Annotated in this window: 26 protein-coding genes; 7 read left to right on the forward strand and 19 right to left on the reverse strand. The window is 60.5% G+C overall.

What is annotated here, in order from left to right:
- The first annotated feature begins 152 nt into the window (after positions 1-152).
- The 4 genes from J5M72_RS11700 (at position 153) to J5M72_RS11715 (ending at position 5,213) form a co-directional block, all read left to right on the forward strand.
- Positions 153-1,925, forward strand: a complete 1,773-nt coding sequence (locus J5M72_RS11700) for an N-acetylglutaminylglutamine amidotransferase (RefSeq protein ID WP_207865524.1) — start codon at positions 153-155, stop codon at positions 1,923-1,925.
- Between the two features lie 3 nt (positions 1,926-1,928).
- Positions 1,929-3,674, forward strand: a complete 1,746-nt coding sequence (gene ngg / locus J5M72_RS11705; protein ID WP_207865525.1) for an N-acetylglutaminylglutamine synthetase — start codon at positions 1,929-1,931, stop codon at positions 3,672-3,674.
- Positions 3,675-3,735: 61 nt separating this feature from the next.
- A complete protein-coding gene (locus J5M72_RS11710; RefSeq protein ID WP_007950879.1) occupies positions 3,736-4,926 on the forward strand; it encodes an osmoprotectant NAGGN system M42 family peptidase in 1,191 nt (396 codons plus the stop codon).
- A gap of 59 nt (positions 4,927-4,985) precedes the next feature.
- Positions 4,986-5,213, forward strand: coding sequence for a YheU family protein (locus J5M72_RS11715; RefSeq protein WP_085710893.1), 228 nt, complete (start codon positions 4,986-4,988; stop codon positions 5,211-5,213).
- A gap of 5 nt (positions 5,214-5,218) precedes the next feature.
- On the opposite strand, the gene csrA is transcribed toward J5M72_RS11715, so the two are convergent.
- The 3 genes from csrA to J5M72_RS11730 all read right to left on the reverse strand — a co-directional run bounded on the left by csrA (position 5,219) and on the right by J5M72_RS11730 (position 6,753).
- Positions 5,219-5,404 (reverse strand): carbon storage regulator CsrA, encoded by a 186-nt coding sequence (csrA, locus tag J5M72_RS11720; RefSeq protein ID WP_169431402.1) that lies wholly within the window; start codon positions 5,402-5,404, stop codon positions 5,219-5,221.
- Positions 5,405-5,540: 136 nt separating this feature from the next.
- Positions 5,541-5,873, reverse strand: a complete 333-nt coding sequence (locus J5M72_RS11725; protein ID WP_085710895.1) for a YnfA family protein — start codon at positions 5,871-5,873, stop codon at positions 5,541-5,543.
- A gap of 64 nt (positions 5,874-5,937) precedes the next feature.
- Positions 5,938-6,753 carry an SDR family oxidoreductase gene (locus J5M72_RS11730; protein ID WP_169431403.1) on the reverse strand — a complete coding sequence of 272 codons (816 nt, stop codon included), beginning with the start codon at positions 6,751-6,753 and terminating at the stop codon, positions 5,938-5,940.
- Between the two features lie 256 nt (positions 6,754-7,009).
- Between J5M72_RS11730 and J5M72_RS11735 the strand changes: the two genes are divergently transcribed.
- Entirely contained in the window at positions 7,010-7,168 is a 159-nt protein-coding gene (locus J5M72_RS11735; RefSeq protein WP_169432680.1) for a DUF3309 family protein, read from the forward strand.
- A 60-nt stretch (positions 7,169-7,228) separates the two neighbouring features.
- On the opposite strand, the gene J5M72_RS11740 is transcribed toward J5M72_RS11735, so the two are convergent.
- From J5M72_RS11740 to J5M72_RS11785, 10 genes are all read right to left on the reverse strand, one after another.
- Complete coding sequence (locus J5M72_RS11740; protein WP_207865526.1) at positions 7,229-9,322, reverse strand: LTA synthase family protein; 2,094 nt, start codon at positions 9,320-9,322, stop codon at positions 7,229-7,231.
- A 313-nt stretch (positions 9,323-9,635) separates the two neighbouring features.
- On the reverse strand, positions 9,636-10,241 hold the full coding sequence (locus J5M72_RS11745; RefSeq protein ID WP_207865527.1) for an START domain-containing protein: 606 nt from the start codon (positions 10,239-10,241) through the stop codon (positions 9,636-9,638).
- Between the two features lie 41 nt (positions 10,242-10,282).
- Positions 10,283-10,537, reverse strand: coding sequence for a YkgJ family cysteine cluster protein (locus tag J5M72_RS11750; protein ID WP_085710899.1), 255 nt, complete (start codon positions 10,535-10,537; stop codon positions 10,283-10,285).
- Positions 10,538-10,703: 166 nt separating this feature from the next.
- Positions 10,704-11,183, reverse strand: coding sequence for a translation initiation factor 2 (locus J5M72_RS11755; protein WP_207865528.1), 480 nt, complete (start codon positions 11,181-11,183; stop codon positions 10,704-10,706).
- Between the two features lie 74 nt (positions 11,184-11,257).
- A complete protein-coding gene (locus J5M72_RS11760) occupies positions 11,258-12,697 on the reverse strand; it encodes a PLP-dependent aminotransferase family protein (RefSeq protein WP_169431407.1) in 1,440 nt (479 codons plus the stop codon).
- 201 nt (positions 12,698-12,898) lie between these two features.
- A complete protein-coding gene (locus J5M72_RS11765; RefSeq protein ID WP_169431408.1) occupies positions 12,899-13,711 on the reverse strand; it encodes an OmpA family protein in 813 nt (270 codons plus the stop codon).
- Complete coding sequence (locus J5M72_RS11770; RefSeq protein ID WP_169431409.1) at positions 13,708-14,064, reverse strand: DUF4398 domain-containing protein; 357 nt, start codon at positions 14,062-14,064, stop codon at positions 13,708-13,710. The genes J5M72_RS11765 and J5M72_RS11770 overlap by 4 nt, the downstream gene beginning before the upstream one ends.
- A 9-nt stretch (positions 14,065-14,073) precedes the next feature.
- Positions 14,074-14,910 carry a transporter substrate-binding domain-containing protein gene (locus J5M72_RS11775; protein ID WP_169431410.1) on the reverse strand — a complete coding sequence of 279 codons (837 nt, stop codon included), beginning with the start codon at positions 14,908-14,910 and terminating at the stop codon, positions 14,074-14,076.
- Positions 14,911-14,990: 80 nt separating this feature from the next.
- The gene (locus tag J5M72_RS11780) at positions 14,991-15,935 is read right to left on the reverse strand and encodes an FAD-binding protein (protein WP_169431411.1); all 945 of its coding nucleotides are present in this window, start codon (positions 15,933-15,935) and stop codon (positions 14,991-14,993) included.
- Between the two features lie 2 nt (positions 15,936-15,937).
- On the reverse strand, positions 15,938-16,687 hold the full coding sequence (locus tag J5M72_RS11785; protein WP_007950859.1) for an electron transfer flavoprotein subunit beta/FixA family protein: 750 nt from the start codon (positions 16,685-16,687) through the stop codon (positions 15,938-15,940).
- Positions 16,688-17,211: 524 nt separating this feature from the next.
- Here J5M72_RS11785 and J5M72_RS11790 point away from each other — a divergent pair.
- Positions 17,212-18,876, forward strand: coding sequence for an electron transfer flavoprotein-ubiquinone oxidoreductase (locus tag J5M72_RS11790; protein WP_169431412.1), 1,665 nt, complete (start codon positions 17,212-17,214; stop codon positions 18,874-18,876).
- Positions 18,877-19,058: 182 nt separating this feature from the next.
- Here J5M72_RS11790 and J5M72_RS11795 read toward each other — a convergent pair whose 3' ends face one another.
- On the reverse strand, positions 19,059-19,949 hold the full coding sequence (locus tag J5M72_RS11795) for an AraC family transcriptional regulator (protein ID WP_011335404.1): 891 nt from the start codon (positions 19,947-19,949) through the stop codon (positions 19,059-19,061).
- 191 nt (positions 19,950-20,140) lie between these two features.
- Here J5M72_RS11795 and J5M72_RS11800 point away from each other — a divergent pair, with 191 nt between their 5' ends.
- Positions 20,141-21,193: an NAD(P)-dependent alcohol dehydrogenase gene (locus tag J5M72_RS11800; RefSeq protein WP_011335405.1), complete on the forward strand. Its 1,053-nt coding sequence runs from the start codon at positions 20,141-20,143 to the stop codon at positions 21,191-21,193.
- 4 nt (positions 21,194-21,197) lie between these two features.
- Here J5M72_RS11800 and J5M72_RS11805 read toward each other — a convergent pair whose 3' ends face one another.
- The 5 genes from J5M72_RS11805 to J5M72_RS11825 all read right to left on the reverse strand — a co-directional run bounded on the left by J5M72_RS11805 (position 21,198) and on the right by J5M72_RS11825 (position 26,294).
- Complete coding sequence (locus tag J5M72_RS11805; protein WP_169431414.1) at positions 21,198-22,001, reverse strand: IclR family transcriptional regulator; 804 nt, start codon at positions 21,999-22,001, stop codon at positions 21,198-21,200.
- 60 nt (positions 22,002-22,061) lie between these two features.
- Complete coding sequence (locus tag J5M72_RS11810; protein ID WP_207865529.1) at positions 22,062-23,372, reverse strand: MFS transporter; 1,311 nt, start codon at positions 23,370-23,372, stop codon at positions 22,062-22,064.
- Positions 23,373-23,468: 96 nt separating this feature from the next.
- Positions 23,469-24,617 (reverse strand): galactonate dehydratase, encoded by a 1,149-nt coding sequence (dgoD, locus tag J5M72_RS11815; protein ID WP_007950849.1) that lies wholly within the window; start codon positions 24,615-24,617, stop codon positions 23,469-23,471.
- A gap of 47 nt (positions 24,618-24,664) precedes the next feature.
- Positions 24,665-25,285, reverse strand: a complete 621-nt coding sequence (locus tag J5M72_RS11820; RefSeq protein WP_169431417.1) for a 2-dehydro-3-deoxy-6-phosphogalactonate aldolase — start codon at positions 25,283-25,285, stop codon at positions 24,665-24,667.
- A 19-nt stretch (positions 25,286-25,304) separates the two neighbouring features.
- Positions 25,305-26,294: a 2-dehydro-3-deoxygalactonokinase gene (locus tag J5M72_RS11825; protein WP_207865530.1), complete on the reverse strand. Its 990-nt coding sequence runs from the start codon at positions 26,292-26,294 to the stop codon at positions 25,305-25,307.
- Positions 26,295-26,370: the final 76 nt, after the last annotated feature.

The raw sequence follows: 26,370 nt of genomic DNA on the forward strand, positions 1-26,370 counted from the left end.
TCCGGGATGCTAAAGGCCCATCGGTCAGCTCAGCCCACTTATAACTGATCGTTCTAAAACTCCCACATCCGAGCCGGGTCAGTTTCTGGGTACCGTCCATTTCGGCGCGGTTCAGAAATGCCCTCCCCAACGGAAAAACCGGTAAGGACTTTATGTGCGGATTAGCTGGCGAGTTACGTTTTGATCAACAACCTGCAGACCTTGCAGCCATCGAGCGAATCACCCATCACCTGGCGCCTCGCGGCCCCGACGCCTGGGGCTTTCACGCTCAGGGGCCGATTGCCCTGGGCCATCGACGCCTGAAAATCATGGACCTGTCGGACGGCTCGGCGCAGCCGATGATCGACAGTCGACTGGGCCTGTCCCTGGCCTTCAACGGCGCGATCTACAATTTCCCGGAACTGCGCGCCGAACTCGAAGCGCTCGGTTATGCGTTCTACTCCGGCGGCGACACCGAAGTGCTGCTCAAGGGCTATCACGCCTGGGGCGAAGCGCTGCTGCCGAAACTCAACGGCATGTTTGCCTTCGCCATCTGGGAGCGCGATGCCCAGCGCCTGTTCATCGCCCGCGACCGCCTCGGCGTCAAGCCGCTGTACCTGTCGCGCACCGCCCAGCGCCTGCGCTTCGCCTCGGCCCTGCCGGCGTTGCTCAAGGGCGGCGACATCAACCCGATCCTCGATCCGGTGGCGCTCAACCATTACCTGAATTTCCACGCCGTGGTGCCTGCGCCGCGCACCTTGCTGGCAGGTATCGAAAAGCTGCCACCAGCGAGCTGGATGCGCATTGAAGCGGACGGCACCACTGAGCAGAAAACCTGGTGGACGCTGCCCTACGGCCCACGCGAAGACGAGAAAAACCTGACTTTGGAAGACTGGCGCGACCGCGTGCTCGACAGCACCCGTGAGGCGGTAGCGATCCGCCAACGGGCGGCGGTGGATGTCGGCGTGCTGCTTTCCGGCGGCGTCGATTCAAGCATGCTCGTTGGCCTGCTGCGCGAAGTTGGCGTGGAGAACCTGTCGACCTTTTCCATCGGTTTCCAGGATGCCGGCGGCGAACGCGGTGACGAGTTTCAGTATTCCGACCTGATCGCCAAGCACTACGGCACCCAGCATCATCAACTGCGCATCGACGAAAGAGAAATCATCGAGCAACTGCCCGCCGCGTTCCGCGCCATGAGCGAGCCGATGGTCAGCCACGACTGCATCGCCTTCTATCTGCTGTCTCGAGAAGTGGCCAAGCATTGCAAGGTTGTACAGAGCGGCCAGGGCGCCGACGAGTTGTTCGCCGGTTATCACTGGTATCCGCAAGTGGACGGCGCGGCCGATCCGTATGCGGCCTATCGCGAGGCGTTTTTCGACCGCAGCTACGACGATTACGCCGCCACGGTGCAGCCGAAATGGCTGACCGCCAATGATGCTGCCGGCGACTTCGTGAAGGAGCATTTCGCACAACCCGGCGCCGATGCCGCAGTCGACAAGGCCCTGCGTCTGGACAGCACGGTGATGCTGGTGGACGACCCGGTCAAACGCGTCGACAACATGACCATGGCCTGGGGTCTGGAGGCGCGCACGCCGTTTCTCGACTATCGCCTGGTGGAATTGTCGGCCCGTGTTCCCGGTAAATTCAAACTCCCCGACGGCGGCAAGCAGGTGTTGAAAGAAGCCGCGCGACGGGTCATCCCGAGCGAAGTGATCGACCGCAAAAAAGGTTACTTCCCGGTGCCGGGCCTCAAACATTTGCAAGGCGACACCCTGAACTGGGTGCGCGAACTGCTGCTGGATCCGAGCCAGGATCGCGGCCTCTTCAACCCCGCCATGCTCGACAAGCTGCTGACTGATCCACAAGGCCAGTTGACCCCGCTGCGCGGCTCCAAGCTGTGGCAACTGGCGGCTTTGAACCTGTGGCTCAGCGAACAAGGAATCTGATTGATGAAACCTCACGCCACGGCTTACAGCCAACGGCTGCTGCGCGGTCAGACACCCTCCTACGAACGATTGCAGGCGCGTCTGGCCGAAGATGGCAATCAACCGAGCGCCGAGCCGATTGCCGTGCATTGCGGCTGGGGCCGGTTGCTGATTGGCCACACCTTTCCCGACCCGGCGAGCCTCGCCCGGGAATTGCTCAACGAGCATCCGGGCGAGCGCGATATCGCGTTGTACGTGGCTGCGCCACAGCAGGTTCTCGGTCTGGAACCGACTCAACTGTTCCTCGATCCGTCCGATACCTTGCGCCTGTGGTTCAGCGATTACCGTCAGGCAACGCGGGTGTTTCGCGGTTTCCGCATCCGTCGTGCGCAAAGCGAAGAGGACTGGCAGTCGATCAATCAGTTGTATCAGGCACGCGGCATGTTGCCGATCGACGCCTCCCTGCTCACTCCGCATCATCAGGGCGGCCCGGTGTACTGGCTGGCGGAAGACGACGACAGTGGCGCGGTGATCGGCAGCGTCATGGGCCTCAATCACCAGAAGGCTTACAACGACCCGGAAAACGGCAGCAGCCTGTGGTGCCTGGCGGTCGATCCGCAGTGCTCGCGTCCCGGGGTCGGTGAAGTGCTGGTGCGCCATCTGATCGAGCATTTCATGAGTCGGGGTCTGAGCTACCTCGATCTGTCGGTGCTGCATGACAACCGGCAGGCGAAAAACCTCTACGCCAAACTCGGTTTTCGCAACCTGCCGACGTTTGCCATCAAGCGCAAGAACGGCATCAACCAGCCACTGTTCCTCGGGCCGGGGCCCGAGGCGCAATTCAACCCCTATGCGCGGATCATCGTCGAGGAAGCCCATCGGCGCGGCATCGATGTGCAAGTGGATGACGCCGATGCCGGGCTGTTCACCCTCAGTCATGGCGGGCGCCGGGTGCGTTGCCGCGAATCCCTGAGCGACCTGACCAGCGCCATCAGCATGAACCTGTGCCAGGACAAGAGCCTGACCCACAAAGTGTTGAAAGCCGCCGGGTTGAATGTGCCGTCGCAGCAGTTGGCAGGGAACGCGGACGACAACCTGGCCTTCCTCGATGAACACCAGCGAGTGGTGGTCAAACCGCTGGATGGCGAACAGGGCCAAGGCGTGGCGGTGGATCTGCAGACCATCGAGGACGTGCAACAAGCCATCGAAGCAGCCAGGCAGTTCGACACTCGCGTGCTGCTCGAGAGCTTTCACGAAGGCTTCGACCTGCGGATTCTGGTGATCGGTTTCGAGGTCGTGGCCGCAGCGATCCGCCGGCCGGCGGAAGTGGTCGGCGACGGCCATCATTCCATCGGCGCGCTGATCGAAGCGCAGAGTCGGCGACGGCAAGCGGCCACCAGTGGCGAAAGCAAGATCCCGCTGGATCATGAAACCCAGCGCACTCTGCACGCGGCCGGTTACGACTACAGCAGCATTCTGCCGGCGGGTGAGCATCTGTTCGTGCGACGCACGGCGAACCTGCACACCGGTGGCACGCTGGAAGACGTCACCGCGATCCTGCACCCGACCCTGGCCGACGCTGCCGTGCGTGCGGCCCGGGCACTGGAAATCCCCATGGTCGGACTCGACCTGATGGTACCGGCGGCAGATCAACCGGCGTACGTGTTCATCGAAGCCAACGAGCGGGCGGGTCTTGCCAACCATGAGCCTCAACCGACGGCCGAGCGGTTTGTCGATCTGTTGTTTCCGCACAGTCAGCCGGCCACTTGATCCCTCTTCAGCGTCATTCCCGCGTTGAACGCGTGAATGACGCCCCGCAACAGGAGTTTCCATGACCACCCAAATTCCCGAACCGGATCTGAATTACCTGCAGAAAGTCCTGCTGGAAATGCTCGCCATTCCCAGCCCTACCGGGTTCACCGACACCATCGTGCGTTACGTCGCCGAACGTCTGGAGGAACTTGGCATTCCCTTCGAAATGACCCGTCGCGGCACGATTCGCGCCACCCTCAAGGGCAAGAAAAACAGCCCTGACCGCGCGGTCTCGGCGCACCTGGACACCATCGGCGCCGCCGTGCGCGCGGTGAAAGACAACGGCCGTCTGACCCTGGCGCCGGTGGGCTGCTGGTCGAGCCGCTTCGCCGAGGGCAGCCGCGTCAGCCTATTCACCGACAACGGCGTGATCCGCGGCAGCGTGTTGCCGCTGATGGCGTCCGGGCATGCCTTCAACACGGCCGTGGACGAGATGCCGATCAGCTGGGATCACGTCGAACTGCGGCTGGACGCCTATTGTGCGACCCGCGCCGATTGCGATTCGCTGGGCATCAGCGTCGGCGATGTCGTCGCCTTCGACCCGCTACCGGAATTCACCGAAAGTGGTCACATCAGCGCTCGTCACCTGGATGACAAGGCCGGCGTCGCCGCACTGCTGGCAGCATTGAAAGCCATTGTCGACAGCGGTCAGGAGTTGATGATCGATTGCCATCCGCTGTTCACCATCACCGAGGAAACCGGCAGCGGTGCAGCCGCGGCGTTGCCATGGGACGTCAGCGAATTCGTCGGTATCGACATCGCCCCGGTCGCGCCCGGCCAGCACTCCAGCGAACATGCCGTGAGCGTGGCGATGCAGGATTCCGGTGGACCGTACGACTATCACCTGTCGCGGCACTTGTTGCGCCTGGCCGGCGAACACGAACTGCCGGTGCGCCGCGACCTGTTCCGCTATTACTTCAGCGATGCCCACTCGGCGGTCACCGCCGGTCACGACATCCGCACCGCCCTGCTCGCCTTCGGCTGCGACGCAACCCACGGCTACGAACGCACGCACATCGACAGCCTGGCCGCGCTCAGTCGTTTGCTGGGGGCGTACATTCTGAGCCCGCCAGTGTTCGCCAGCGATGCCCAACCGGCCACCGGGTCACTGGACCGTTTCAGTCATCAGATCGAACACGAAACGCAGATGGAGAGCGACACCCGTGTGCCATCGGTGGACAGCCTGGTGGGGCAACGCTCGGACAGTTGAGTCTGGCCCTCGGCGATCATTCGCCGTAGCATCCCGAGATTGATTTAGCCGAGGTGCCCATGCTGATTCCCTACGACGCGCTCGAAGTCGACACCCTGACCCGCCTGATCGAGGATTTCGTCACCCGCGACGGCACCGACAACGGTGACGACACACCATTGGAAACCCGCGTTCTGCGGGTTCGCCAGGCCCTGATCAAAGGCCAGGCGCTGATCGTTTTCGATCCGGAAAGCGAGCAATGCCAGTTGATGCTCAAGCACGACGTGCCCAAGCACCTGTTCGACTGAAACGGTCAGCGGCCCTTGCCGCTGGCCTGTTTGCGCTGGATCCGCTCGTAGACTTCGGCGCGGTGCACATTGACCTGCTTTGGCGCCTCGACGCCGAACCGCACGCTGGAGCCGTTGACCGCCAGAACGCGCAAAGTGATGTTGTCGCCGATGGAAATCAGTTCACCGACAACACGGCTGAGTACAAGCATGGGGGGTGTCCTTCAAGGTTTTCGAGCCTTGAAGATGCGCGGCTTTCGAGCACCCTACAATGCGCTGCGGGCAAATCAGTCAAACCCTACAGGCCCGGGCGCCTTGGCCTTCAGATGTTTCCTTCAAGCCGATGCTTCAGGTCGCCGAAAACCGAGGCCCGAACAGAATCACGCTGGCCCCGATTACACACAAGGCGACACCGATCCAGTCTGATCCCAGCGGGCGGATACGCTCGACCACGGCCAGCCAGCCAATCGAGGCAATGATGTAGATGCCGCCGTAAGCAGCGTAGGCGCGACCGGCGTAGGTTGCTTCAACACGCGTCAACAGCAGCGCAAACAGGGTCAGGCTGAGCAGCGCCGGGATCACCCACAAGGCGCTCTTGCCCTGGCGCAGCCACATCCAGAACGCGAAACAGCCGGCGATTTCAAACAGCGCGGCGAGGAAAAACCACAGGTAATTGAGCATGCAAGACATCTCGTCAGGGTGACTGTTGCGGCCACCCTAACGATGCGGCGAACCCCGGGCAAGTTCAGCCGTTGTTCTGCTTGGCCTTGGCGCGCATCTTTTCGGCCATCGCGGTCATTTCGTTGTACAGCAGCTGCGGGTTCTTCTGCTTGATCGCCCAGGCCATTCGCCCTTGCTCATGGGGCAGGATCATGAACTCGCCGGCCGCAACCTGCTTGTAGATGTAATCGGCAATATCGGCGGCGGTGATCGGCGAACTCTCCAGCAACTTGCCAACCTGGGCTTTCATGGCCGGTGTCGGACCACGGAACGAGTCCAGCAGATTGGTCTGGAAGAACGACGGGCAGACCACATGGACACCGACTTCCTGCTGGGCCAGTTCGATCAACAGGCTTTCGGACAACGCCACCACGCCGGCCTTGGCGACGTTGTAGTTGCTCATCGCCGGACCTTGCATCAGTGCCGCCATCGAGGCGATGTTGATGATCTTGCCCTTGCTTTGCTCCAGCAACGGCAGGAACGCCTTGCAGCCCTTGACCACGCCCATCAGGTTGATCGCGATCTGCCAGTCCCAGTCTTCCAGCGACAGCTCGCTGAAGAATCCACCCGAGGCCACACCGGCGTTGTTGACGATGATGTCGATGCCGCCGAACTTCTCTTCACAGGCCTGAGCGAACGCAGTGAGCTGGCTGTAATCGCGCACATCGCAGCGCTGGATGAAACCGTCGCCACCCGCCTCGCGAACCAGTTTCAGAGTCTCCTGCAAGCCGGGCTCGCTGACATCGGACAACGCCAGTTGCCAGCCTTCACGCGCCCAGCGCAGCGCGATTTCGCGACCCAGGCCGGAGCCCGCGCCAGTGATCATCATGCGATTTTGCATAGCAGACAGCCTTGTTGTTCCGGGGAAGATGCGCGCAGTGTAGCGAAGGAACCGAAGCGACCCACGCTCCATCAGATTGCTGAATGGCAGGAGCAAACTGCGGCATCAAACGAAATAAGAGTGTTAGCCAAATACACTGAAAAAACATTGAATTTTCTTTCATGCGCAGCAGTCGGAATTTGTAAGCCGTCTGGATTTAGTTCAACTTCCAGCCGCCCTTGAACACCAAGACTTTTCAGACACTATCAACAAGGAAATCGACATGGGCACAATTCTTATCATTATCCTGATCCTGTTGCTGATCGGTGGTCTGCCGGTCTTCCCGCACTCCAGAAGTTGGGGTTATGGCCCTTCGGGCATTATCGGTGTGGTGCTGGTAGTACTGTTGGTGCTGCTGTTACTCGGTCGGATATGACTATTTGACCGACAAAAAAAGAGGCCCTTCAAAGGGCCTCTTTTTTATTGCGTCGAATGATCAGTCCGGCTTGCCGTTAATCACACCGGCGGTGTTGTCGATCAGGCTCTTGGTGGCCGTCTGCAGGAACGCTTCGAGCTTGAGTTTCAGTTCGGCGGTACGCGGTGCGTCCGGAATGATTTCGGCAGAAGGGTTCGCGCCCAGTTGGTACTGGTAGATCTTCGGCGCCATTTCCTTTTCCTTTGGCAGAACCAGGATCTGGTCAGCGGTCACGATCGCCGTGGTCTGCTCGCTGCCCGACGGCTTGATCACACCGAAACCGGTGTCGCCTGCCGGCAGGTTGAGCAGGTCACGACCCCAGCACTGATGGCGCACTTCGCCGCCCAGACGACCCATGATGGTCGGCACGATGTCGATCTGCGTCCCTACGGTGTGGTCACGGGTACCGAATTTTTCCTGGATGCCCGGTGCGATCATCAGCATCGGTACGTTGAAGCGGCCCAGGTCCATTTCGGTAATCTGACGCTCGTTGCCAAAACCGTGATCGCCGACGATGACGAACAGGGTTTCCTTGAAGTACGGCTCCTTGCGGGCCTTCTCGAAGAACTGGCCCAGCGCCCAATCCGCATAACGCATGGCGGTCAGGTGTTCGTTGAGCGTGCCACGATCGGTCACGCGCTCGACCGGCAATGGCGTCGGCAAGGCGTACGGCGTGTGGTTGGACAGGGTCTGCAGCAGTGCATAGAACGGCTTGCCGTTTTCACGCGCCTTGAGCTCTACCAGACCACGGTCGAACATGTCCTGGTCGGACACGCCCCAGGTCGGATCGGAGAACACCGGATTGACGAAGTCGTTGCGGCCAACGAAGTTGGTCATGCCCTGGTTGCTGAAGAAACCGGACTGGTTATCCCAGGCGAAGTCACCGTTGTAGACGTAGACGTCGTCATACTTGCGCGCACTGAGCAGCTGCGGCAGGCCGGACAGTTTGTGGCTGCCTTCCGGGGTCTGCATCAGGTACTCGAAACCCGGCAGGTTCGGAAAGCACGCCATGGTGGCGAACATACCCTGGTGGGTGTGGGTGCCGTTGGAGAAGAAACGGTCGAACAGCAGGCCTTCCTTCGACAGTTTGTCGAGGTACGGCGTGATGTTGCCCGGCGCGCCCAGAGCGCCCACCGAGTGACCGGCCATGCTTTCCATCAGGATCACGACGACATTCTTGATCGGCAGGGTCTTGTCGGCCGGCGGGGTGTAGTCGCGACGTACGGCGGCGATGTCGGCATCGACCAGTTTGTCGTCCGGCATCACCAGCATTTCGCGCACCACTTTCTGCGCCTGCTCCTGCGGCAGCGTGGCTTTCCAGATGTTGTTGCGGTCTTCGCCCATGCGGTCCTTGGCGGCCGCGATCAGCGACAGGGTGCCATTGAGGCCGAGCTGGTTGGCGAAGTTCGATTCGGTGGTGTACACATCACCCCAACGCAGCGGCGGGCCCTGACGCAGGGTGCCGCGCACGGCGACCACACAGATCAGCAGGCACACCACGAACACCGCCAGACGCGCATACCATGGCGCCACCTGACGGGTGCCGACGTTGCCACCGCTGAACGGGCCACGCGGACGGGTCAGACGGTCGGCGGCCTTGAACGCCAGGGTCAGGATCACCGTGCCCACGGCCCAGGCCAGCAGGTAACGCACCACCGGGAAACCGTACCAGAGCATGCTCATCACGGTTTTCGGGTCTTCCTTCACATACTGGAACACCAGGCCGTTGAGGCGCTGGTGGAACTCGCGGTAGAAGTCCATCTCCATCAGGCCGAGGAACAGCGCGATGCTGGAGGTCACGGTCAGCCACAGGCGGAAGAACCCGCGCGCAGCCATGGCCCGGGCACTGAACAGCGCCAGCACCATCGGAACACAGAGGTAGACCACCAGGCGCAGGTCGAAACGCAGGCCGTTGGCGAAGGCTTCGAAGAAGGTCGAAGCCGGGGTGTCGAGGATCATCTCGCGGTTGTAGACCAGCAGCGCGAGGCGCAGCACGGAAAACATCACCATCATGACCAGCGCGCACAAGAGCGTGTAGGCCAGATGCGATTTGACGGTCGGTTGCAGCAGGCGACTGGAAGATCGCTGCTGATTCAGGGCGTCCGGGTTTGCCATGTCGTTTTAGGACCCATTGAAAGTTGAAGTTGCAAAAATACAGCTGCGCCCTGCCCTCTGTTGGCCATTCCAGGCCCCGGGGCTTGCGCGGTGCGCAAATGTTGCACGATCACCGGCGGCATTGCCATTGATTACTGCCCGGCTGCCGGACTCTTTCATTAAAGGCACGGCATACCCGGACAGATAAAAACTGCGCGGGCGAATTGTCTTGAAGACTTTGTGAAAATTTCGTTCAACGCATATCCGGAAACACAATATCGCTACAAAGCAAAACGCCCCGAGTTCTTCGGGGCGTTTGAAGAGCACGCGACGCTTACTTCTCGGCGCGTTCTTTCAGGGCTTTCAGGGTATTGAACGGTGCGTCGACCACGAACTTGTTGGCAATCATCGACGGCACGCTGCCACCCGGCTCGGTGTGAACCTGATAGGTCACTTCGACCTGATCGCCCTTCGGCACGAACTTCCAGAAGCCTTTGACCTGAGCGACCCGGACAAAGCCTTTTTCTTCCGGAAGATACTTCGGCAAGCCTTCCAGGTTGCGGGTCAGGCTGCCATCGGCCCCCTCAACGGTGGTGACATGCAGGATCGAATCGCGCGGGGTCACCGGCCATGGCGTATTGAACTGGGTATAGGTCCAGCTCTGGTCGCCTTCATGCTTGAGCAGTTTCTGGGTCTTGCACTCGTGAATCCAGGCACAGGCACCGGGGACGTCTTCCTGCAGTGCGCGCAGTTTGGCGACGGTAGTCTTCATCAAGGTCACGCCCTGGTAAGACTTGTAGTCCGAACCCGGCACTTCGCTCAGGGAGACCTTGATGCCGTCTTCGTTCTTGACCACTTTCCAGTCTTCAGCCTGGGCAGCCGAAGTGGCCAGCACGGCAGTCAAACCACACAACACAGCGATACGATGCAGCGAACCCATAGTCTTATTCCTTATTGTTGAAGTTCCGTACGTTTGACACATCACGCCGCCGTCATCTGCTCCCACCAACCGAGCAATCTGATCGCCTCTTCCTGACTGCTTCCGCAGACTTCGACATCGGCGCTGAACCCTGAACAGACCGCTGGACGTTCCGGTCGGCCGAAAATGCTGCACAGGTTTTCGACCGACAGCTGAACGCAACGTTCGCCGGCAGGTTTGCCATCGGGCATGCCCGGGATCGGCGAACTGATTGAAGGGGCAATGCAACAGGCGCCACAGCCTTCACGGCATTTCATGACGACGAGCTCCTCGCGACGGGCAATGTGTTAAAGGGACGCGGAACAGAGTAACCGCTAAAACGGCTGTGTTAAATTCCCTGAACCCGGGTTTTTACGCAGAAATGAAAGTGACTGACCAGTCTCCGACAAAGCGTCTGGTATGCGGGTCACGGATCATTTGAATTTACTGCTTGAATTCGAAATCCAGCGCCGCGCCTTCGACGTCTCTGCGCTCTTCATTGCGCAGCTGCAGCTGCATTTCATTGCTCAACAGGCGACCGTTGAGCTGGAACCCGCTGTTCTTTTCACCGAACATCTGCGGCAGGACCGTATCGTGCCTGGGCAACGGCACGGTACCGGCAGGTTTCAACTGCTGAACCATTTCCCTTGGCAGGCTCAGGTCGAGTCTGGCCGGTGGCAACTGCGTTTTAACCACTTCGCTGGCAGGTTTCGACTTGGAGGCGATGGGAGGCCGCTTCTTTACGGGAGCCGCTTTCTTCTGCGTAACCTTTGGCGTTGCTGCGGTCTTTTTCGCGGAGGCCGGTTGTCTGGCCGTCGTCGTCGCTGGCGCCTTCTCCTGAACGGAGGCCGCCATGACCCCGGACACGTGGCCCGACATCAACAGGCAAAGAACGACCCAGGCGGCAGGAAAATTCGCTTTCATGAACCCAACAAAACTAACGGCAGAGGGCCATATGCTCGCCTGTTGGACGCGGCATGACAAGCTCCGCCGAAATCTCAGAAGCCCGCAGCCATCTCTTGACAGAGCTGGGTCGCCAGCAGGCCGAGTGTCATGAGGGCGCGTTCCGCCTCACGATTCCACGGGGTACCGCAGTTCAGGCGGATACAGTGATTGAACTGCTCGGTATTACTGAAGATCAGTCCGGGGGCGATGCTGATGCCCTGCTGCAGCGCGCGGACATGCAACTCCTGCGTATTGACCCGCCCGGGCAGGCTCACCCACAGGATGAAACCGCCAGTGGGCCGGGTCATTTGCGTGCCTTCAGGAAAGTACTGCTGCACCGCCAACTGGAACGCACTGAGGTTTTTTCGGTATTCCTGGCGGATGTACCGTAAATGCCGGTCATAACCGCCATTTTCCAGATAAGCGGCAATCGCCATTTGCGTGACGCTGCAGGCCGAATGGGTGGTGAAGGTCTGCAGACGCTGGATTTCCTGCTGATATTTACCGGCAATCATCCAGCCGACGCGCACACCCGGCGACAGCGTCTTGGAGAAACTCGAACAGTAAATGACCCGATCCAGCCGATCATAGGCCTTGAGCGCCTTGGTGCGACCCTGCTCGAACATCAGTTCGCCGTAGATGTCGTCTTCGACGATCTGGATATCGAAGTCCGAGGCCAGACGCAGCAATTGTTTTTGCCGATCCTCGGGCATGGTGCCACCCAGCGGATTGCTCAGCCGAGTCGTCAGCACGAGGGCTTTGATCGACCATTGATTGGCCGCCAGCTGCAAGGCTTCAAGGCTCATGCCGGTGGCCGGGTCGCTGGGGATTTCGATGACTTTCAGGCCCAGCAGGTCGGCCAACTGCAAGAGGCCGTAATAAGTCGGTGACTCGGCGGCAATCAGATCGCCCGGACGGGTCAGCACCCGCAATGACATCTGCAGGGCATCGACACAGCCATGGGTGATCACTACTTCCGAAGGGTCAACCACCACCCCGGCATCGCGCATACGGATCGCCACTTGCCGGCGCAACGGTTCGAAACCCGGGCTGAACATGTAGCTGAAGGCCCGCGGGCTATGGAATCGGGTGACTTTGGCCAATTGCTGATGCAGTGCGCGCACCGGTAAATAATCAACACTTGGCACCGCTGCCCCCAGCGGGAACACGCCTTCTCGGCGCGATTCGACCAACACTTGCTGAATGATGCTGGCACGGGTGACCAGACCGGGCCGTTCGACCCGGGCGATGTCCGGGGTCGGCGCCGTCAGCGCCGGCGTCTGGTGTACGTAATAACCGGACTGCGGTCGCGCCCGGATCAACCCCTGATCTTCAAGATTGGCGTAAGCCTGCAACACCGTCGCGTGGCTGACATTGAGCTGCGAACTCATCTTGCGCACCGAGGGCACGCGCTCGCCGGGTTGATAGACACCACGACGGATGTCTTCGGCCAGCTGTTGAGCAATACGTTGGTAGAGCAAAAGATTGGTCATGACGCAGCACTCGATTTCACGGGCGTTTTATTCTTGTGCGAAACAATACCGGAACAGTTCTGAAGTGTACTGGGACAGTTGCCATATTAGTCAACCATACAGTGCAGTGTCGGTTAAATCTGTACTGCTTTGTGAGGTAATCGACAGACGTGAAAAAGCCCGGCGCTGCATGACAGGCCGGGCTTTCCAGTAACGCCACCCTCAGCGGGCGGCGCCGAGCTGGCCTTTTTCGTCGGAGAACACGATTTCCACCCGACGGTTCTGCGCACGCCCACGTTCGGAAGCGTTGGCGTCTACCGGGTACTCGTCGCCGTAGCCTTCGACCTGAATACGTTTTTCGTCGATGCCCAGATCCGTCAGTACGTCAGCCACGGATTGTGCGCGATCACGAGACAATTTGAGATTTTCCTGCTTGCCACCGGTGCTGTCGGTATAGCCCTCGATTCGCACTACGCGCTTGGGATTGAGCTGCAGGAATTGCACGATCTTCAACACCACACGATTGGCCGAGTTCTTCAGTTCGGCTTCGCCGGTATCGAACAGCACGTCACCGAGGGTCATCACCAGTCCGCGATCGGTCTGGGTAGTGGCCAGTGCAACGATCTGCTCCTCCAGCCACTTGCCCTGCTGCTGCACGCTCAACAGTTTGGATTCGCGCAATGCCAACTGCAGGCGTTGGCGCTCGAGCTCAAGCTTGGCCGCGCGTTCCTCGTTGAGTACCAGATTGGTATGCTCTCGGGCGATCTGGCTGTAACGCTGGCTCAAGTAGGAATAATGCACCACGTCCGCACCGCTTCCCCAATAGGTGGAGAGACGGTCGGCACGGGCCAGGGACTCACCGGCCCGAATCACGTCTTTCGGCGCGATACGCAGCACATTGGAATCTTCCTTGACCTTCTGAAAGTCAGCGCTGGCCTCCTGCAAGGCGCCCTCGCTGTGTTGACCGGCGCAGCCAAAGAGGCTGGTACAACCGACGAGCACCAGCCCGCCGAACAATTTGGACATCGAATTCATCGGGCATCCCCCAGTTGCTTGCGCAGACGGACGATGCGGGTATTGAGCACGTTCAGTTGCTCCTCGCTTTTCTGGGTCAGCACCTTGGCTTCAGCCAGACGGGCGTCCAGCTCGGCCTGTTCGGCGCGCATCCGTGCATTCTTGAAGGATTCGCCAGCCATGCTGCCCTTGGCCCGATTGAATTTGTCTTCGGCCAGTTTCATCTCGGGCACTTCATCGGCAGTGGCGCCGACAGCCTTGGCTTGCTCGAGCGCCTGCTCGGTCAGCCGCATTTGTTCGTGGGGTGCCGGATCACTGGCGCAACCGGCCAGGGCCAGAACGGCCAGAGCCGCGAAAAGAAGTCGATTACTCACTAAGAATCCCTACTGTTTTGGGGCGCTGACAGGTTGCTGCGGCGATTGTTGCTGCTGCGCCTTCCAGCGCTCGATGTTGCGTTGCAGCGCGGCTTCCGTCAGGCCGGACGCGGGCAATTCTGTCATCTTTTTGGCCAGCTGTCCGCGCAACCACGGATCGTTGCAAGCCGAGTTGTGGGAAAGCGCAAGGAACAGACCGGGCCGGTCAATCGGTTGCTCGAAAGCCAGCAGATCATTGGCCATGCCCAGTGCCTGCGCGGCGGCCATCCCCGAGTAGCGGCCGGCGAGTACATATTCAACCTCCCCCAGCAGAAGTTTCTGAAACGCCTGGGTCAGGTTTGCCGTCCGGGTCAGGGTCAATTGCTGCTCGGCAAAAGTGCTGAATGCCTGGGTCATTCGAGACTTTTCCGACAAGCCTCCGGTATGTCCATGCAGGTCTTTGGCTTCGTTATAGACGAGCGTCGAGCCCTTGCGCGTCCACACCAGGTAATCGTTTTCCAGTAGCGGAGGATGGATGTAGTCGAGATTTTCCAGCTCGTTGAAGTTCAGGGGAGCGTCCGCCAGCACATCCATGCGACCACTGCGAACTTCGTCGAGGGCCTGGGCGCGTTTACCGGCATAGAGCAACTCGACCTTGATCCCCAGGTCCTTCGCAACCTGCTGCAGCAGGTCAGCGCTGGCACCGATCAGTTGTTTCGGGTTTTGCGGGTCCTGCCACAGATAGGGCGGAGCGTCAGGGCTGCCAGTGACGACCAGTCGCTCGCATTTGCCCGCTGCATTGGACAACCCCGGCAACAGACTGGAGAACAGCAATAACGAGAAGCCTAACCGGCGATGCAGATCCATGGCGAAACGCTCCCACTCAAATCCGAGACAAAAAAAAGCCCGACCAACAGGCCGGGCTCTTTATAAGTGAAGCCGCCGGATTAGACCAGCTTCTCCAGCTCAGGTACGGCTTCGAACAGATCCGCCACCAGGCCGTAGTCGGCCACCTGGAAGATCGGCGCTTCTTCATCCTTGTTGATCGCAACGATCACTTTGGAGTCTTTCATGCCGGCCAGGTGCTGGATCGCGCCGGAAATACCGACGGCGATGTACAGCTGAGGTGCAACGATCTTGCCGGTCTGACCGACCTGCATGTCGTTCGGTACGAAACCTGCGTCGACCGCAGCGCGGGAAGCACCGACGGCAGCGCCCAGCTTGTCGGCCAGGGCGTACAGGTGTTTGAAGTTGTCGCCGTTTTGCATGCCACGGCCGCCGGAAACGACGATCTTGGCAGCGGTCAGCTCAGGACGATCGGACTTGGCCAACTCTTCGCTGACGAAGCTGGAAGTGCCGGCGTTATGGGCAGCAGCAACCGCTTCAACGGCAGCCGAACCACCTTCAGCGGCAACCGGGTCGAAACCGGTGGCACGCACGGTGATCACTTTGATCGCAGCAGTCGATTGCACGGTAGCGATGGCGTTACCGGCGTAGATCGGACGCTTGAAGGTGTCAGCGCTTTCTACCGAGATGATCTCGGAGATCTGGTCAACGTCCAGCTGGGCGGCAACGCGCGGCAGAATGTTTTTGCCGTTGGAAGTGGCGGCAGCCAGGATGTGGCTGTAACCCGCGCCCCCGCCTTCATGGGCAAGAGCAGCAACCAGCGGAGCAACGTTTTCCGGCAACTGATGCGCGTAAGCGGCATTGTCAGCGTTCAGGACTTTGCTCACGCCAGCGATTTTCGCGGCGGCTTCAGCCACGGCGCCAGCGCCTTGACCCGCAACCAGAACGTGGATGTCGCCGCCGATTTTGGCAGCGGCAGCCACGGTGTTCAGGGTGGCCGGAGCCAGCACCTTGTTGTCGTGTTCGGCGATTACCAAGATAGTCATGATCAGATTACCTTCGCTTCGTTTTTCAGTTTCTCGACCAGTTCAGCCACCGACTTGACCTTGATACCCGCGCTGCGTGCAGCTGGCGCTTCGACTTTCAGGGTCTTGTTGGTGGAGGCGGTGGAAACGCCCAAAGCGTCCGGAGTCAGCGTCTCGAGAGGCTTCTTCTTGGCTTTCATGATGTTTGGCAGGGACGCGTAGCGCGGCTCGTTCAAACGCAGGTCGGTGGTGACGATGGCCGGCAGTTTCAGGGAAACGGTCTGCGCGCCGCCGTCGATTTCGCGGGTCACGGCAACGCTGTCGCCGGAGACTTCGACTTTCGAGGCGAAAGTGCCCTGACCGTAGCCGCTCAGTGCAGCGAGCATCTGGCCGGTCTGGTTGTTGTCGCTGTCGATGGCCTGTTTGCCCAGGATCACCAGCTGAGGCTGTTCCTTGTCGACCACGGCCTTGAGCAGCTTGGCCACGGCCAGGGAAGTCAGGTCTTCAGCGGATTCGACGAGGATGGCGCGGTCGGCACCCAGAGCCAGTGCGGTACGCAGCTGTTCCTGAGCGGTGGACGGGCCGATGGAGACGACGACGATTTCAGTCGCAACGCCTTTCTCTTTCAGGCGTACGGCTTCTTCCACTGCGATTTCGCAGAACGGGTTCATCGACATCTTGACGTTGGCGAGGTCTACGCCGGAATTGTCCGCCTTGACGCGAACCTTGACGTTGTAATCCACAACGCGTTTGACAGCTACAAGAACCTTCATGGATTCCTCGTTACTCTCCGGTGAAAAGAAAGTCGCCTAGGCGAACCTGGCGGTTGATGCTCATCGGGCACAAGGGCACCTCTAAAAACGCCGGCTGAGCGAGATGACCGTTCGTCAGTCGTGACCGACGAGTCATGCCGCTTCGCGGTGTGTAAACTGCGCGCCGAACCTGCGCTGCGCATCACCGGTTACCGCCTACGCCCTGTCTTTAGAGGTGCTCTTGAAACCACCATTCAGCCTACGGCGAGCGCAAAACCGCCCGTATCTTGACCGGAACGCCCATTCTGGTCAATACGCCAAAATGCCCTGTCATAAGCCGCGCTTCTTTGATTTCTCTGGGCTGGAGCCGATTCAAACAAACGTTTGTATTGGACGCTAAGAGTGGTGTAGATATAATGCGCCGCCTAGAGAGAAAGGTGGTTTGCCCATTATTACCCTTGACGTTAACGTAAAGGCAATAACGGATACGACACCGAACCTCCAAATTAGAAAAAAACTGTTGAGCCTTGAGTAGGAGATAGCCTGTGGAACGCGAATACATGGAATTCGACGTGGTCATCGTCGGTGCCGGCCCCGCTGGCCTGTCCGCCGCCTGCCGTCTGAAGCAGAAGGCCGCCGAAGCCGGTAAGGAAATCAGCGTCTGCGTGGTCGAAAAAGGCTCCGAAGTCGGCGCGCATATCCTGTCCGGTGCCGTATTCGAACCACGGGCCCTGAACGAACTGTTCCCGGACTGGAAAGAACTCGGCGCTCCGCTGAACACGCCTGTCACCCGCGATGACATCTTCGTGCTGAAAAACGCCGAAAGCGCGCAGAAAATTCCTGACTTCTTTGTGCCCAAGACCATGCACAACGAAGGCAACTACATTATTTCCCTCGGCAACCTGTGCCGCTGGCTCGCTCAGCAGGCCGAGAACCTGGGCGTGGAAATCTACCCGGGCTTCGCCGCTCAGGAAGCGCTGATCGATGAAAACGGTGTGGTGCGCGGGATCATCACCGGCGACCTCGGTGTCGACCGCGAAGGTCATCCGAAAGACGGCCTGTACACCCCGGGCATGGAACTGCGTGGCAAATACACGCTGTTCGCCGAAGGTTGCCGTGGCCACATCGGCAAACAGCTGATCAAGCGCTACAACCTCGACAGCGATGCCGACGCCCAGCACTACGGCATCGGCCTGAAGGAAATCTGGGAAGTCGACCCGGCCAAACACCAGCCTGGCCTGGTGGTACACACCGCCGGTTGGCCGATGGACATCATGGGCACCGAGAACACCGGTGGCTCCTTCCTTTATCACCTGGAAAACAATCAGGTGGTGGTCGGTCTGATCGTCGATCTGTCCTACAGCAACACCTACCTGTCGCCGTTCGACGAGTTCCAGCGCCTCAAGCATCACCCGGTACTCAAGCAGTACCTGGAAGGCGGCAAGCGAATCAGCTACGGCGCACGTGCAATCTGCAAGGGCGGCCTGAACTCGCTGCCGAAAATGGTGTTCAAGGGCGGCGCGCTGATCGGTTGCGACCTCGGCACCCTGAACTTCGCCAAGATCAAAGGCAGCCACACTGCGATGAAGTCCGGCATGCTCGCCGCTGAATCCGTGGCTGACGCGCTGTTCGCCGAGAAAGACGGCACTGAAGAGCTGACCACCTACGTCGACGCGTTCAAGAAGAGCTGGCTCTACGAAGAATTGTTCGCCAGCCGCAACTTCGGCCCGGCGATCCACAAGTTCGGCGCCATCGTTGGCGGTGGTTTCAACTGGCTGGACCAGAACATCTTCGGCGGCAAACTGCCGTTCACCCTGCACGACACCAAGCCGGACTACGCCTGCCTCAAGCTCGCGGCCGACTGCAAGAAGATCGACTACCCGAAACCCGACGGCAAGATCAGTTTCGACAAACTGAGCTCGGTGTTCATCTCCGGTACCAACCATGAAGAAGAACAGCCGTGCCACTTGAAACTGACCGACCCGACCATCCCGTTGAGCCGCAACCTTCCGATGTACGACGAACCGGCGCAGCGTTACTGCCCGGCCGGCGTGTATGAGGTGATCACCAAGGAAGACGGCGAGAAGCGCTTCCAGATCAACGCCCAGAACTGCGTGCACTGCAAGACCTGCGACATCAAGGACCCTTCGCAGAACATCACCTGGGTGACGCCGGAAGGCGCTGGCGGCCCTACTTACCCGAACATGTAAGTCGAATCGCTGAACATCAAGGCTCCCTATATGGGGGCCTTTTTGTTGCCCACTATTCCTGCAACGCCACAAAACCAATGTGGGAGCGGGCTTGCTCGCGAAGGCGTCGTGTCAGGCAGCATATCTGTCAACTGACACACTGCATTCGCGAGCAAGCCCGCTCCCACAGGTACTGTGGCAACTCAGGCAGCGCGCTCATCCCCGGGGCTGCGTTCGAAATAGCGCTTGTACTCGCGACTGAACTGCGACGTGCTCTGATACCCCACCCGATGCGCAACCTGGGCGACACCCAGCCCCTCGGCGATCAATAACGTCTGCGCCTTCAACAAGCGCAAACGCTTCAGATACTGCACCGGCGACAGCAGCGTGCTGCGCTTGAAGTGTTCGTGAAAGGTCGAAACGCTCATGTTCGCGCAACTGGCCAGCGTCTCGACGTTCAACGGCTCGGTGTAATGCGCATGCAGATGACTGATCGAAGCCGCCACCCGGGCAAATTGCCCCTGCTGTTCCACCAATGCCCGCAGCACGTCCGCCTGAGGCCCGCGCAACGCGACGAACAACAATTCACGCACCCGCGCCGGTCCGAGAATCTGGCATTCCAGCGGATCGTGCAGACAGCGCAGCAAGCGTTCGACACAACCGCGCATGTCATCGTCGAGCACCACCGAGGTCATCGACTCCGGTGTCTGCGCCGGAATATGCCGCCCCGGTGCCAGCCCCATGGCCAGTACCAGTTCACCGAGCAGCACCCGGTCGATCGCCACCGACACGCCGAGCAACGGCGCGTCCGGCAACGCATAGGTCTCGCACTCGAACGGCACCGGCAGCGCCTGGATCAGATAATGCCCGGCGCCGTATTCCATGGTGCGAGGGCCGAGATACGCCAGTTTGCTGCCCTGAGCAATGATCATCAGGCTCGGTTCATAAATGTGCGGGCCACGGGCGACGTCGCAACTGGCGCGCAACACCTGCACGCCCGGCAGCCCGGTCTGGCTGTAACCATCGCGCAGCGCCAGGGGTTCGATCAGCGAAACCAAGGTGGCGTTGGCATCAAGGTGACGAGTCAATTGCATCGGCTGGCTCTTCAGAAAAAATCACGGAAAAAGGGATAAAAGCATCATCGCAGATCCTTTTGCCAATGCGACCGATCACCCCCGCATGCCGGAGGATTAGGCATGACACCCGGAGGAATCGCCATGGCCGGACGACCAGACGGCGCCCAGAATGCGCCACCTCACTTGTCACTGCTTTTGCGAGGTTTCACATGTACACCGCCATCGGCTATGCCGCTCAAACGGCCACCACGCCCCTCGCCCCGATGAAATTCGAACGCCGCAGCCCACGTGCCGACGACGTCGCCATCGAAATCCTGTACTGCGGCGTCTGCCACTCCGACATCCACCAGGCGCGCAACGAATGGGGCATCGCCGTTTATCCGTTGATGCCCGGCCATGAGATCGTCGGAAAAGTCACCGCCGTCGGTGCGAATGTTACCAAGCACAAGGTCGGCGATCTGGTCGGCGTCGGCTGCATGGTCGATTCCTGCCGCACCTGCGAAGCCTGCCAGTCGAACCTCGAGCAATACTGCCTCGAAGGCCCGACCATGACCTACGCCACCCCGGACCGGGTCGATGGCAGCAACACCATGGGCGGTTATTCGGACAGCATCGTGGTCAGCGAGCACTTCGTGGTGCGCATCCCCGAGAAGCTGGATCTGGCGGCTGCCGCGCCGATTCTCTGCGCCGGCATCACCACCTACTCGCCACTCAAGCACTACGGCGTGAAGGCTGGCGACAAGGTCGGGATTCTCGGCATGGGCGGCCTCGGCCACATGGGCATCAAGTTCGCCAAGGCCATGGGTGCCGAAGTGACGCTGTTCACCCGTTCGGCAAGCAAGGCCGAGGAAGGTCGTCGTCAGGGCGCCGATCATGTGATCGTCTCCACCGACGAAGAACAGATGAAAGCCGCAGCCGGTCGTTTCGACTTCCTGCTGGACACCATTCCGGTGCAGCACGACCTCAACCCGTACCTCGACACCCTGCGCTTCGACGGCGTGCACATTCTGGTGGGTCTGATCGAACCGATCGATCCGCCGGTCCACGCCGCCAAACTGGTACTGGGTCGTCGTGTATTGGCCGGTTCGCTGATCGGTGGCGTCGCCGAAACCCAGGAAGTGCTGGATTTCTGCGCCGAGCACAACATCAGCTGCGACATCGAAATGCTCGACATCCGCCAGATCAACGAGGCCTACGCGCGGATGATCGCCGGTGACGTGAAGTATCGCTTCGTCATCGACATGGCGACTCTGAAGCTCTGATTCCTCAGACCTTCAAGCCAAGCTCCGCCGAGAGCCGGGTTGTGACTCCTTTGATCAGGGGAATCAGCTCGGCCATTTTCTCCAGCGGCATGTACGGTACGGTGCTGGCGATGCTGATCGCCGCGACGATGCGCTTGCTCGCGTCGCGGATCGGCGCCGCCACGCAGCGGATCGCCGGCTCGTTGTCTTCCAGATCGAACGCATAGCCACCGGCCACATACTCGGTCATCCGTTGCGCCATTTGCTCCCACGACTGCTGGGGATGCTGCGGCCAGAACTGACTTTTCCCGCCCGCCGGCAGGCTGATTTCGTACAGCCGCTGCCAATCCTGCGGCGAATCATCCAGCATTAGCGCCTTACCGATTCCGGTTCGTGCCAACGGCATGCGATGGCCAACCCGCGAACGCATTTCCGGGCCGTTGCGTCCCGGATTCTTCAGCAGATAAAGCACTTCGTCGCCTTCACGAATCCCCAGGTGAACGGTGTCGCCGGTCAGCGCCGACAACTCGTCCAGATACGGCCCGGCCAATGTCGCCAACGGCAACTCTTCACGCGCCTGAAAACCCAGTTCGATCAGCTTCGGCCCCAGCAGGTAACCGACTTGCGGCACGACGCGCAGGTAACGCTCGTCCACCAGACAACTGGCCAGACGATGAGTGGTGCTGCGGGTGGTGCCGATCAGGCGGGCAATCTCTTTGAGATCGCGGGCGCCACTGGCAACCGCCTGCACCACACCCAACCCGCGAAGCAGGGTCTGGGTGCCGGTCGGCGCGGCGTCCTTGGCATTTTTCGGGGCGTCTTCCTGCATATCCAGCCTTTAGCGTTGAGCGAGGGAACGGGCGGCATTATGGTCGCCCGACAGGGACGACTACAACTCGATGCGCTCGACCTTGCCCACCAGCAGCACGTAGGACAAAGCACCGATCAATGCCAGAACCGCAATGTAGGTGATCGCCGGCGCGAACGAATCGCCGCTGGCGAGAAAGCCGATGACAATCGGCGTGGCAATCGCCGACAGATTGCCGATGAAGTTGAACACCCCACCGGTCAAGCCCAGCAACCGCGCCGGCGCCAGCGTCGAGACCAGCGACCAGGTGATCGACGCCAGCCCGTTGCCGAAAAACGCCAGGGCCAGGAAGGCAATCACCAGCGGCGTCGACTCGACGAAGTTGGCCCCGATGATCGAGGTAGAAATCAGCAACCCGCCAATGATCGGCAGCTTGCGCGCAAACCCGACGGTGCAGCCACGGCGGATCAGGAAATCGGAAAAGAACCCGGAGCACAGCACGCCGATGAACGCGGCGAGAAACGGCAACGACGCCAGCAGACCGGACTTGATGAAGTCCATGCCGCGATACTTCACCAGGTAGGTCGGGAACCACGTCAGGAAAAACCACAGCGTCGAGTTCAGGCAGAACTGGCCGAGGTAGATCCCCCACAACTTGCGTTTGCTCAGGACAATGCCGAGATCGGTCCAGCTGAATTTCGCCTTCACCTTGGCGGTTTCGGCGGCGATGTCCACCAACCCGCCGCCCTCGCGGATCAGGTCGATTTCACCTTGGTTGGCGCCTTTGAAATCACGCGGTTCGCGATACACCGCGTACCAGATCGCCGCCCAGACAATGCCCACCGCGCCGGTCACGACAAACACCATGTGCCAGCCAAACTCATGTTGCAGCCACGCCAGCACCGGGGTCAGAAACGCCAGCCCGACAAACTGCCCGGAGGTGTAGAACCCGATGGCCGTGGCCCGTTCACGCTCGGGGAACCAGGTTGTCACCACACGGCTGCTGATCGGGTACGCCGGCGCTTCCAGCGCACCGACCGCCATGCGCAGCACGAACAGCGCGATGAAACTGGCGGCGAACCCGAGCATCACGGTGGCCAGCGACCACAACAACAGCGCAACGCTGTAAAGAATGCGCGGCGGCACGCGATCCACCAGCCAACCGCCGGGGATCTGCATGGCAGCGTAGGTCCAGCCGAATGCGGAAAAGATCAGCCCGACATGCACCGGGTCGATGCCCAGCTCGGAAGTGAGCGCCGGGGCGGCAATCGACAGATTGCTACGATCGAGGTAGTTGATGACCACGGTGATGAACAGCAACACCATGATGAAAAACCGCTTGCGGCTGGGCGTGACTAACGTCGCTTGCCCGGTGAGGGTTTGCGGTTGCATGGGAAGCGCCTCTTTTTATGTTTATTGAGGTCGGGGGGATGCAGATCTCCGCTCCCTGGAGATCTGACTTACTGGATACGGCAGGAAATCAGCGACTCACCACTCGGCAAAACTGCCATCGGCATGACGCCAGATCGGGTTGCGCCAGCGGTGGCCGACCGCCGCGCGTTCGATCACGTACTCCTCATTGATCTCGATCCCCAGGCCCGGGCCGTTCGGGATCTTCACGAAGCCCTTGTCGTAGTCGAACACCCGTGGATCCTTCACATAATCGAGCAGGTCATTGCTCTCGTTGTAATGGATGCCCAGGCTCTGCTCCTGGATAAACGCGTTGTAACAAGCGGCGTCCAGTTGCAGACACGCCGCCAGCGCAATCGGCCCCAGCGGGCAGTGCAGCGCCAGCGCCACGTCGTAGGCTTCGGCCATGTTGGCGATCTTGCGGGTCTCGGTGATGCCGCCGGCGTGGGAGGCATCGGGCTGGATGATGTCGACGTACCCCTCGCTCAACACCCGTTTAAAGTCCCAGCGCGAAAACAGTCGCTCGCCGAGGGCAATCGGGGTGCTGGTCAGCGGAGCCAGTTCTTTCAACGCTTCGTAGTTTTCGCTGAGCACCGGCTCTTCGATGAACATCAGTTTGTACGGGTCGAGCTCCTTCATCAGCACCTTGGCCATGGGCTTGTGCACCCGGCCATGGAAGTCGACGCCGATGCCGACGTTCGGCCCCACCGCATCACGCACGGCGGCAACGTTGGCCAGCGCCAGGTCGACCTTTTCGAAGGTATCGAGAAATTGCAGCTCTTCGGTGCCGTTCATTTTCACCGCCGTAAAACCACGGCCCACCGCCTCTTTCGCGGCCCGCGCAGTGTCCGCCGGACGGTCGCCGCCGATCCACGAATACACACGGATCTTGTCCCGCACCTGACCGCCGAGCAGGTCACTGACCGACACGCCCAGCGCCTTGCCCTTGATGTCCCACAGCGCCTGGTCGATGCCGGCCAGTGCACTCATGTGGATCGCGCCGCCCCGGTAGAAGCCGCCGCGATACAGCACGGTCCAGATGTCTTCGATGTTGCGTGGGTCTTTGCCGATCAGGTAGTCGGACAATTCCTCGACCGCAGCGGCGACGGTGTGGGCGCGGCCCTCGACCACGGGCTCGCCCCAACCGGTCACGCCCTCGTCGGTTTCGACTTTCAGGAAGCACCAGCGCGGCGGGACGATGAAGGTGGTCAGTTTGGTGATTTTCATCTTTTTATCTCTCTTGTTAGATGCAGCGCACGCAGCGCCAAAAAGTCTCAGCGAAGGGCTTTCCAGGCCGCCACGTAGGCCTTGGCATTGGCCGCTACTTGCTCAGTCGTCATGCCTGGCTTGAACAGCCCGGAACCGAGGCCGAAGCCTTTGACGCCAGCGTCGATGAACACCTGCATGTTGTCCGGTGTAATGCCGCCGACGGGCGCCAGGATCGTCCCCACCGGCAGCACCGCCAGCCAGGCTTTCACCACTGCCGGGCCCATCTGTTCGGCCGGGAACAGCTTGAGAATGTCGGCCCCCTCCTCCAGCGCCGCGAAGGCTTCGGTCGGTGTGGCGACGCCCGGCGACAGGTACAGCCCCGCCGCTTTCGCCGCCCGCAATACCTTGGCATCGCTGTGGGGCATGACGATCACCTGGCCGCCCGCTTCCTTCACCCGTTCGACCTGTTCCGGGGTCAGCACCGTGCCGGCACCGATCAGGCAATCGGCGGGCAGGGTCTCACGCAGGATGCGAATGCTTTCGTACGGTTCGGGGGAATTGAGCGGTACTTCGATGACGCGAAATCCGGCCGCATACAGGACTTCTCCGACAGCAGCAGCTTCCTGCGGATGCAGGCCGCGCAGGATCGCGATCAGACCGTTTTGCGCCAGTGCTTGCTTGAGCATGTCAGGCCTCCAGTCAGGGTTAACGGGATGAGGAATCGATCAGTCCTGCGGCGAGCGCCAGTTGCCACAGCCCACGCTCGGTGGCTTGCTCGGCCAGCGTCACCCGGGCAAAACCGCAGGCGTCGAGGGCCCGGCTGTAACGGGCGCACAACTGTGCGTTGCCGATGAGGACGATCGAAGGAAGCTGTGCACTGTTGCGCCGGCGTCGCTGCACGTTGGCCAGCGCCGTCAGTTCGTGGCCAATCAGCAGGCCGGACAGATAGTCCGGTTGCGCGGTGGCGCTGAGTTCACCGGTCAGGCCCAGGCTGCGGGCGCTGAACAGGGTCGACAGCACGCCGATCTCGCCCTCCGCCGATAACGCCACCTGCACGCCGCGATCAAACGCCTCGGCATCGAACGTCGCGCTGTGCTGTTGGGTACGGCCGAGAATGCTGTGTTCGCTGAGCACGGCGAACACTTCGCCGGTCATGAAGGTGTCGAAACAAGTGATGCAGCCATCGGCCACTTCCACCCATTTCGAATGACTGCCCGGCAGGCCGATCAGCAGATCATTGCCCGCCTCGATCGGCAGGTTCTGCAAGACGCCGAGGACCTGGGTTTCCTCGCCGCGCATCACGTTCGGCAGTGCCGAACGCTGAATCACACCCGGCACGATATGCACGTCGACACCGCGAAGACTGCGAACGGTTTGCAGGGATTTTCCGAGATCGGCCACGTTGGCCGGCGTATCGCGGTAGGACGCTTCGCGCCAGCCCTGAGCGCTGCCGACCATGCCGCAGGCAATCACCGGCAAGCCGGGTTGCGCATCGAGCCAGTCGCCGCACGCCTCGTCGAACGCCAGTTCAAAACCCTCGGCGCATTCGCAACCGTTGATGAGCCGCGGCGTCTTCGGCAACTGCATGATCCCGAACGACAGCGACCGCTGCGCCAGCACCTGCCCGCCCGCCGCGAGTTTGTAAGCACGTAGTGAGGTCGTCCCCCAATCGAGCGCGATCAATTGCGCCAGCATCGCTTCACCTGTTTTGTTATTGGCAGTGAGTGAGCCGGACTATAAACCTGAGCAAAGCAAAATCTCAATATATAAA

This window comes from Pseudomonas sp. 58(2021) (genome assembly GCF_017491585.1).
GTDB lineage: Bacteria > Pseudomonadota > Gammaproteobacteria > Pseudomonadales > Pseudomonadaceae > Aquipseudomonas > Aquipseudomonas fluorescens_BT.

Coding starts and splice junctions, on each gene's coding strand:
- J5M72_RS11825 (WP_207865530.1), bottom strand. CDS start 26,294: ATGCTGGCGCAATTGATCGCGCTCGATTGGGGGACGACCTCACTACGT.
- J5M72_RS11745 (WP_207865527.1), bottom strand. CDS start 10,241: ATGGGTTCGCTGCATCGTATCGCTGTGTTGTGTGGTTTGACTGCCGTG.
- J5M72_RS11810 (WP_207865529.1), bottom strand. CDS start 23,372: ATGCAACCGCAAACCCTCACCGGGCAAGCGACGTTAGTCACGCCCAGC.
- J5M72_RS11730 (WP_169431403.1), bottom strand. CDS start 6,753: ATGCAAAATCGCATGATGATCACTGGCGCGGGCTCCGGCCTGGGTCGC.
- csrA (WP_169431402.1), bottom strand. CDS start 5,404: ATGCTTGTACTCAGCCGTGTTGTCGGTGAACTGATTTCCATCGGCGAC.
- J5M72_RS11725 (WP_085710895.1), bottom strand. CDS start 5,873: ATGCTCAATTACCTGTGGTTTTTCCTCGCCGCGCTGTTTGAAATCGCC.
- J5M72_RS11800 (WP_011335405.1), top strand. CDS start 20,141: ATGTACACCGCCATCGGCTATGCCGCTCAAACGGCCACCACGCCCCTC.
- J5M72_RS11780 (WP_169431411.1), bottom strand. CDS start 15,935: ATGACTATCTTGGTAATCGCCGAACACGACAACAAGGTGCTGGCTCCG.
- dgoD (WP_007950849.1), bottom strand. CDS start 24,617: ATGAAAATCACCAAACTGACCACCTTCATCGTCCCGCCGCGCTGGTGC.
- J5M72_RS11775 (WP_169431410.1), bottom strand. CDS start 14,910: ATGGATCTGCATCGCCGGTTAGGCTTCTCGTTATTGCTGTTCTCCAGT.
- J5M72_RS11700 (WP_207865524.1), top strand. CDS start 153: ATGTGCGGATTAGCTGGCGAGTTACGTTTTGATCAACAACCTGCAGAC.
- J5M72_RS11755 (WP_207865528.1), bottom strand. CDS start 11,183: ATGAAAGCGAATTTTCCTGCCGCCTGGGTCGTTCTTTGCCTGTTGATG.
- J5M72_RS11750 (WP_085710899.1), bottom strand. CDS start 10,537: ATGAAATGCCGTGAAGGCTGTGGCGCCTGTTGCATTGCCCCTTCAATC.
- J5M72_RS11805 (WP_169431414.1), bottom strand. CDS start 22,001: ATGCAGGAAGACGCCCCGAAAAATGCCAAGGACGCCGCGCCGACCGGC.
- J5M72_RS11820 (WP_169431417.1), bottom strand. CDS start 25,285: ATGCTCAAGCAAGCACTGGCGCAAAACGGTCTGATCGCGATCCTGCGC.
- ngg (WP_207865525.1), top strand. CDS start 1,929: ATGAAACCTCACGCCACGGCTTACAGCCAACGGCTGCTGCGCGGTCAG.
- J5M72_RS11795 (WP_011335404.1), bottom strand. CDS start 19,949: ATGCAATTGACTCGTCACCTTGATGCCAACGCCACCTTGGTTTCGCTG.
- J5M72_RS11740 (WP_207865526.1), bottom strand. CDS start 9,322: ATGGCAAACCCGGACGCCCTGAATCAGCAGCGATCTTCCAGTCGCCTG.
- J5M72_RS11710 (WP_007950879.1), top strand. CDS start 3,736: ATGACCACCCAAATTCCCGAACCGGATCTGAATTACCTGCAGAAAGTC.
- J5M72_RS11760 (WP_169431407.1), bottom strand. CDS start 12,697: ATGACCAATCTTTTGCTCTACCAACGTATTGCTCAACAGCTGGCCGAA.
- J5M72_RS11715 (WP_085710893.1), top strand. CDS start 4,986: ATGCTGATTCCCTACGACGCGCTCGAAGTCGACACCCTGACCCGCCTG.
- J5M72_RS11765 (WP_169431408.1), bottom strand. CDS start 13,711: ATGAATTCGATGTCCAAATTGTTCGGCGGGCTGGTGCTCGTCGGTTGT.
- J5M72_RS11785 (WP_007950859.1), bottom strand. CDS start 16,687: ATGAAGGTTCTTGTAGCTGTCAAACGCGTTGTGGATTACAACGTCAAG.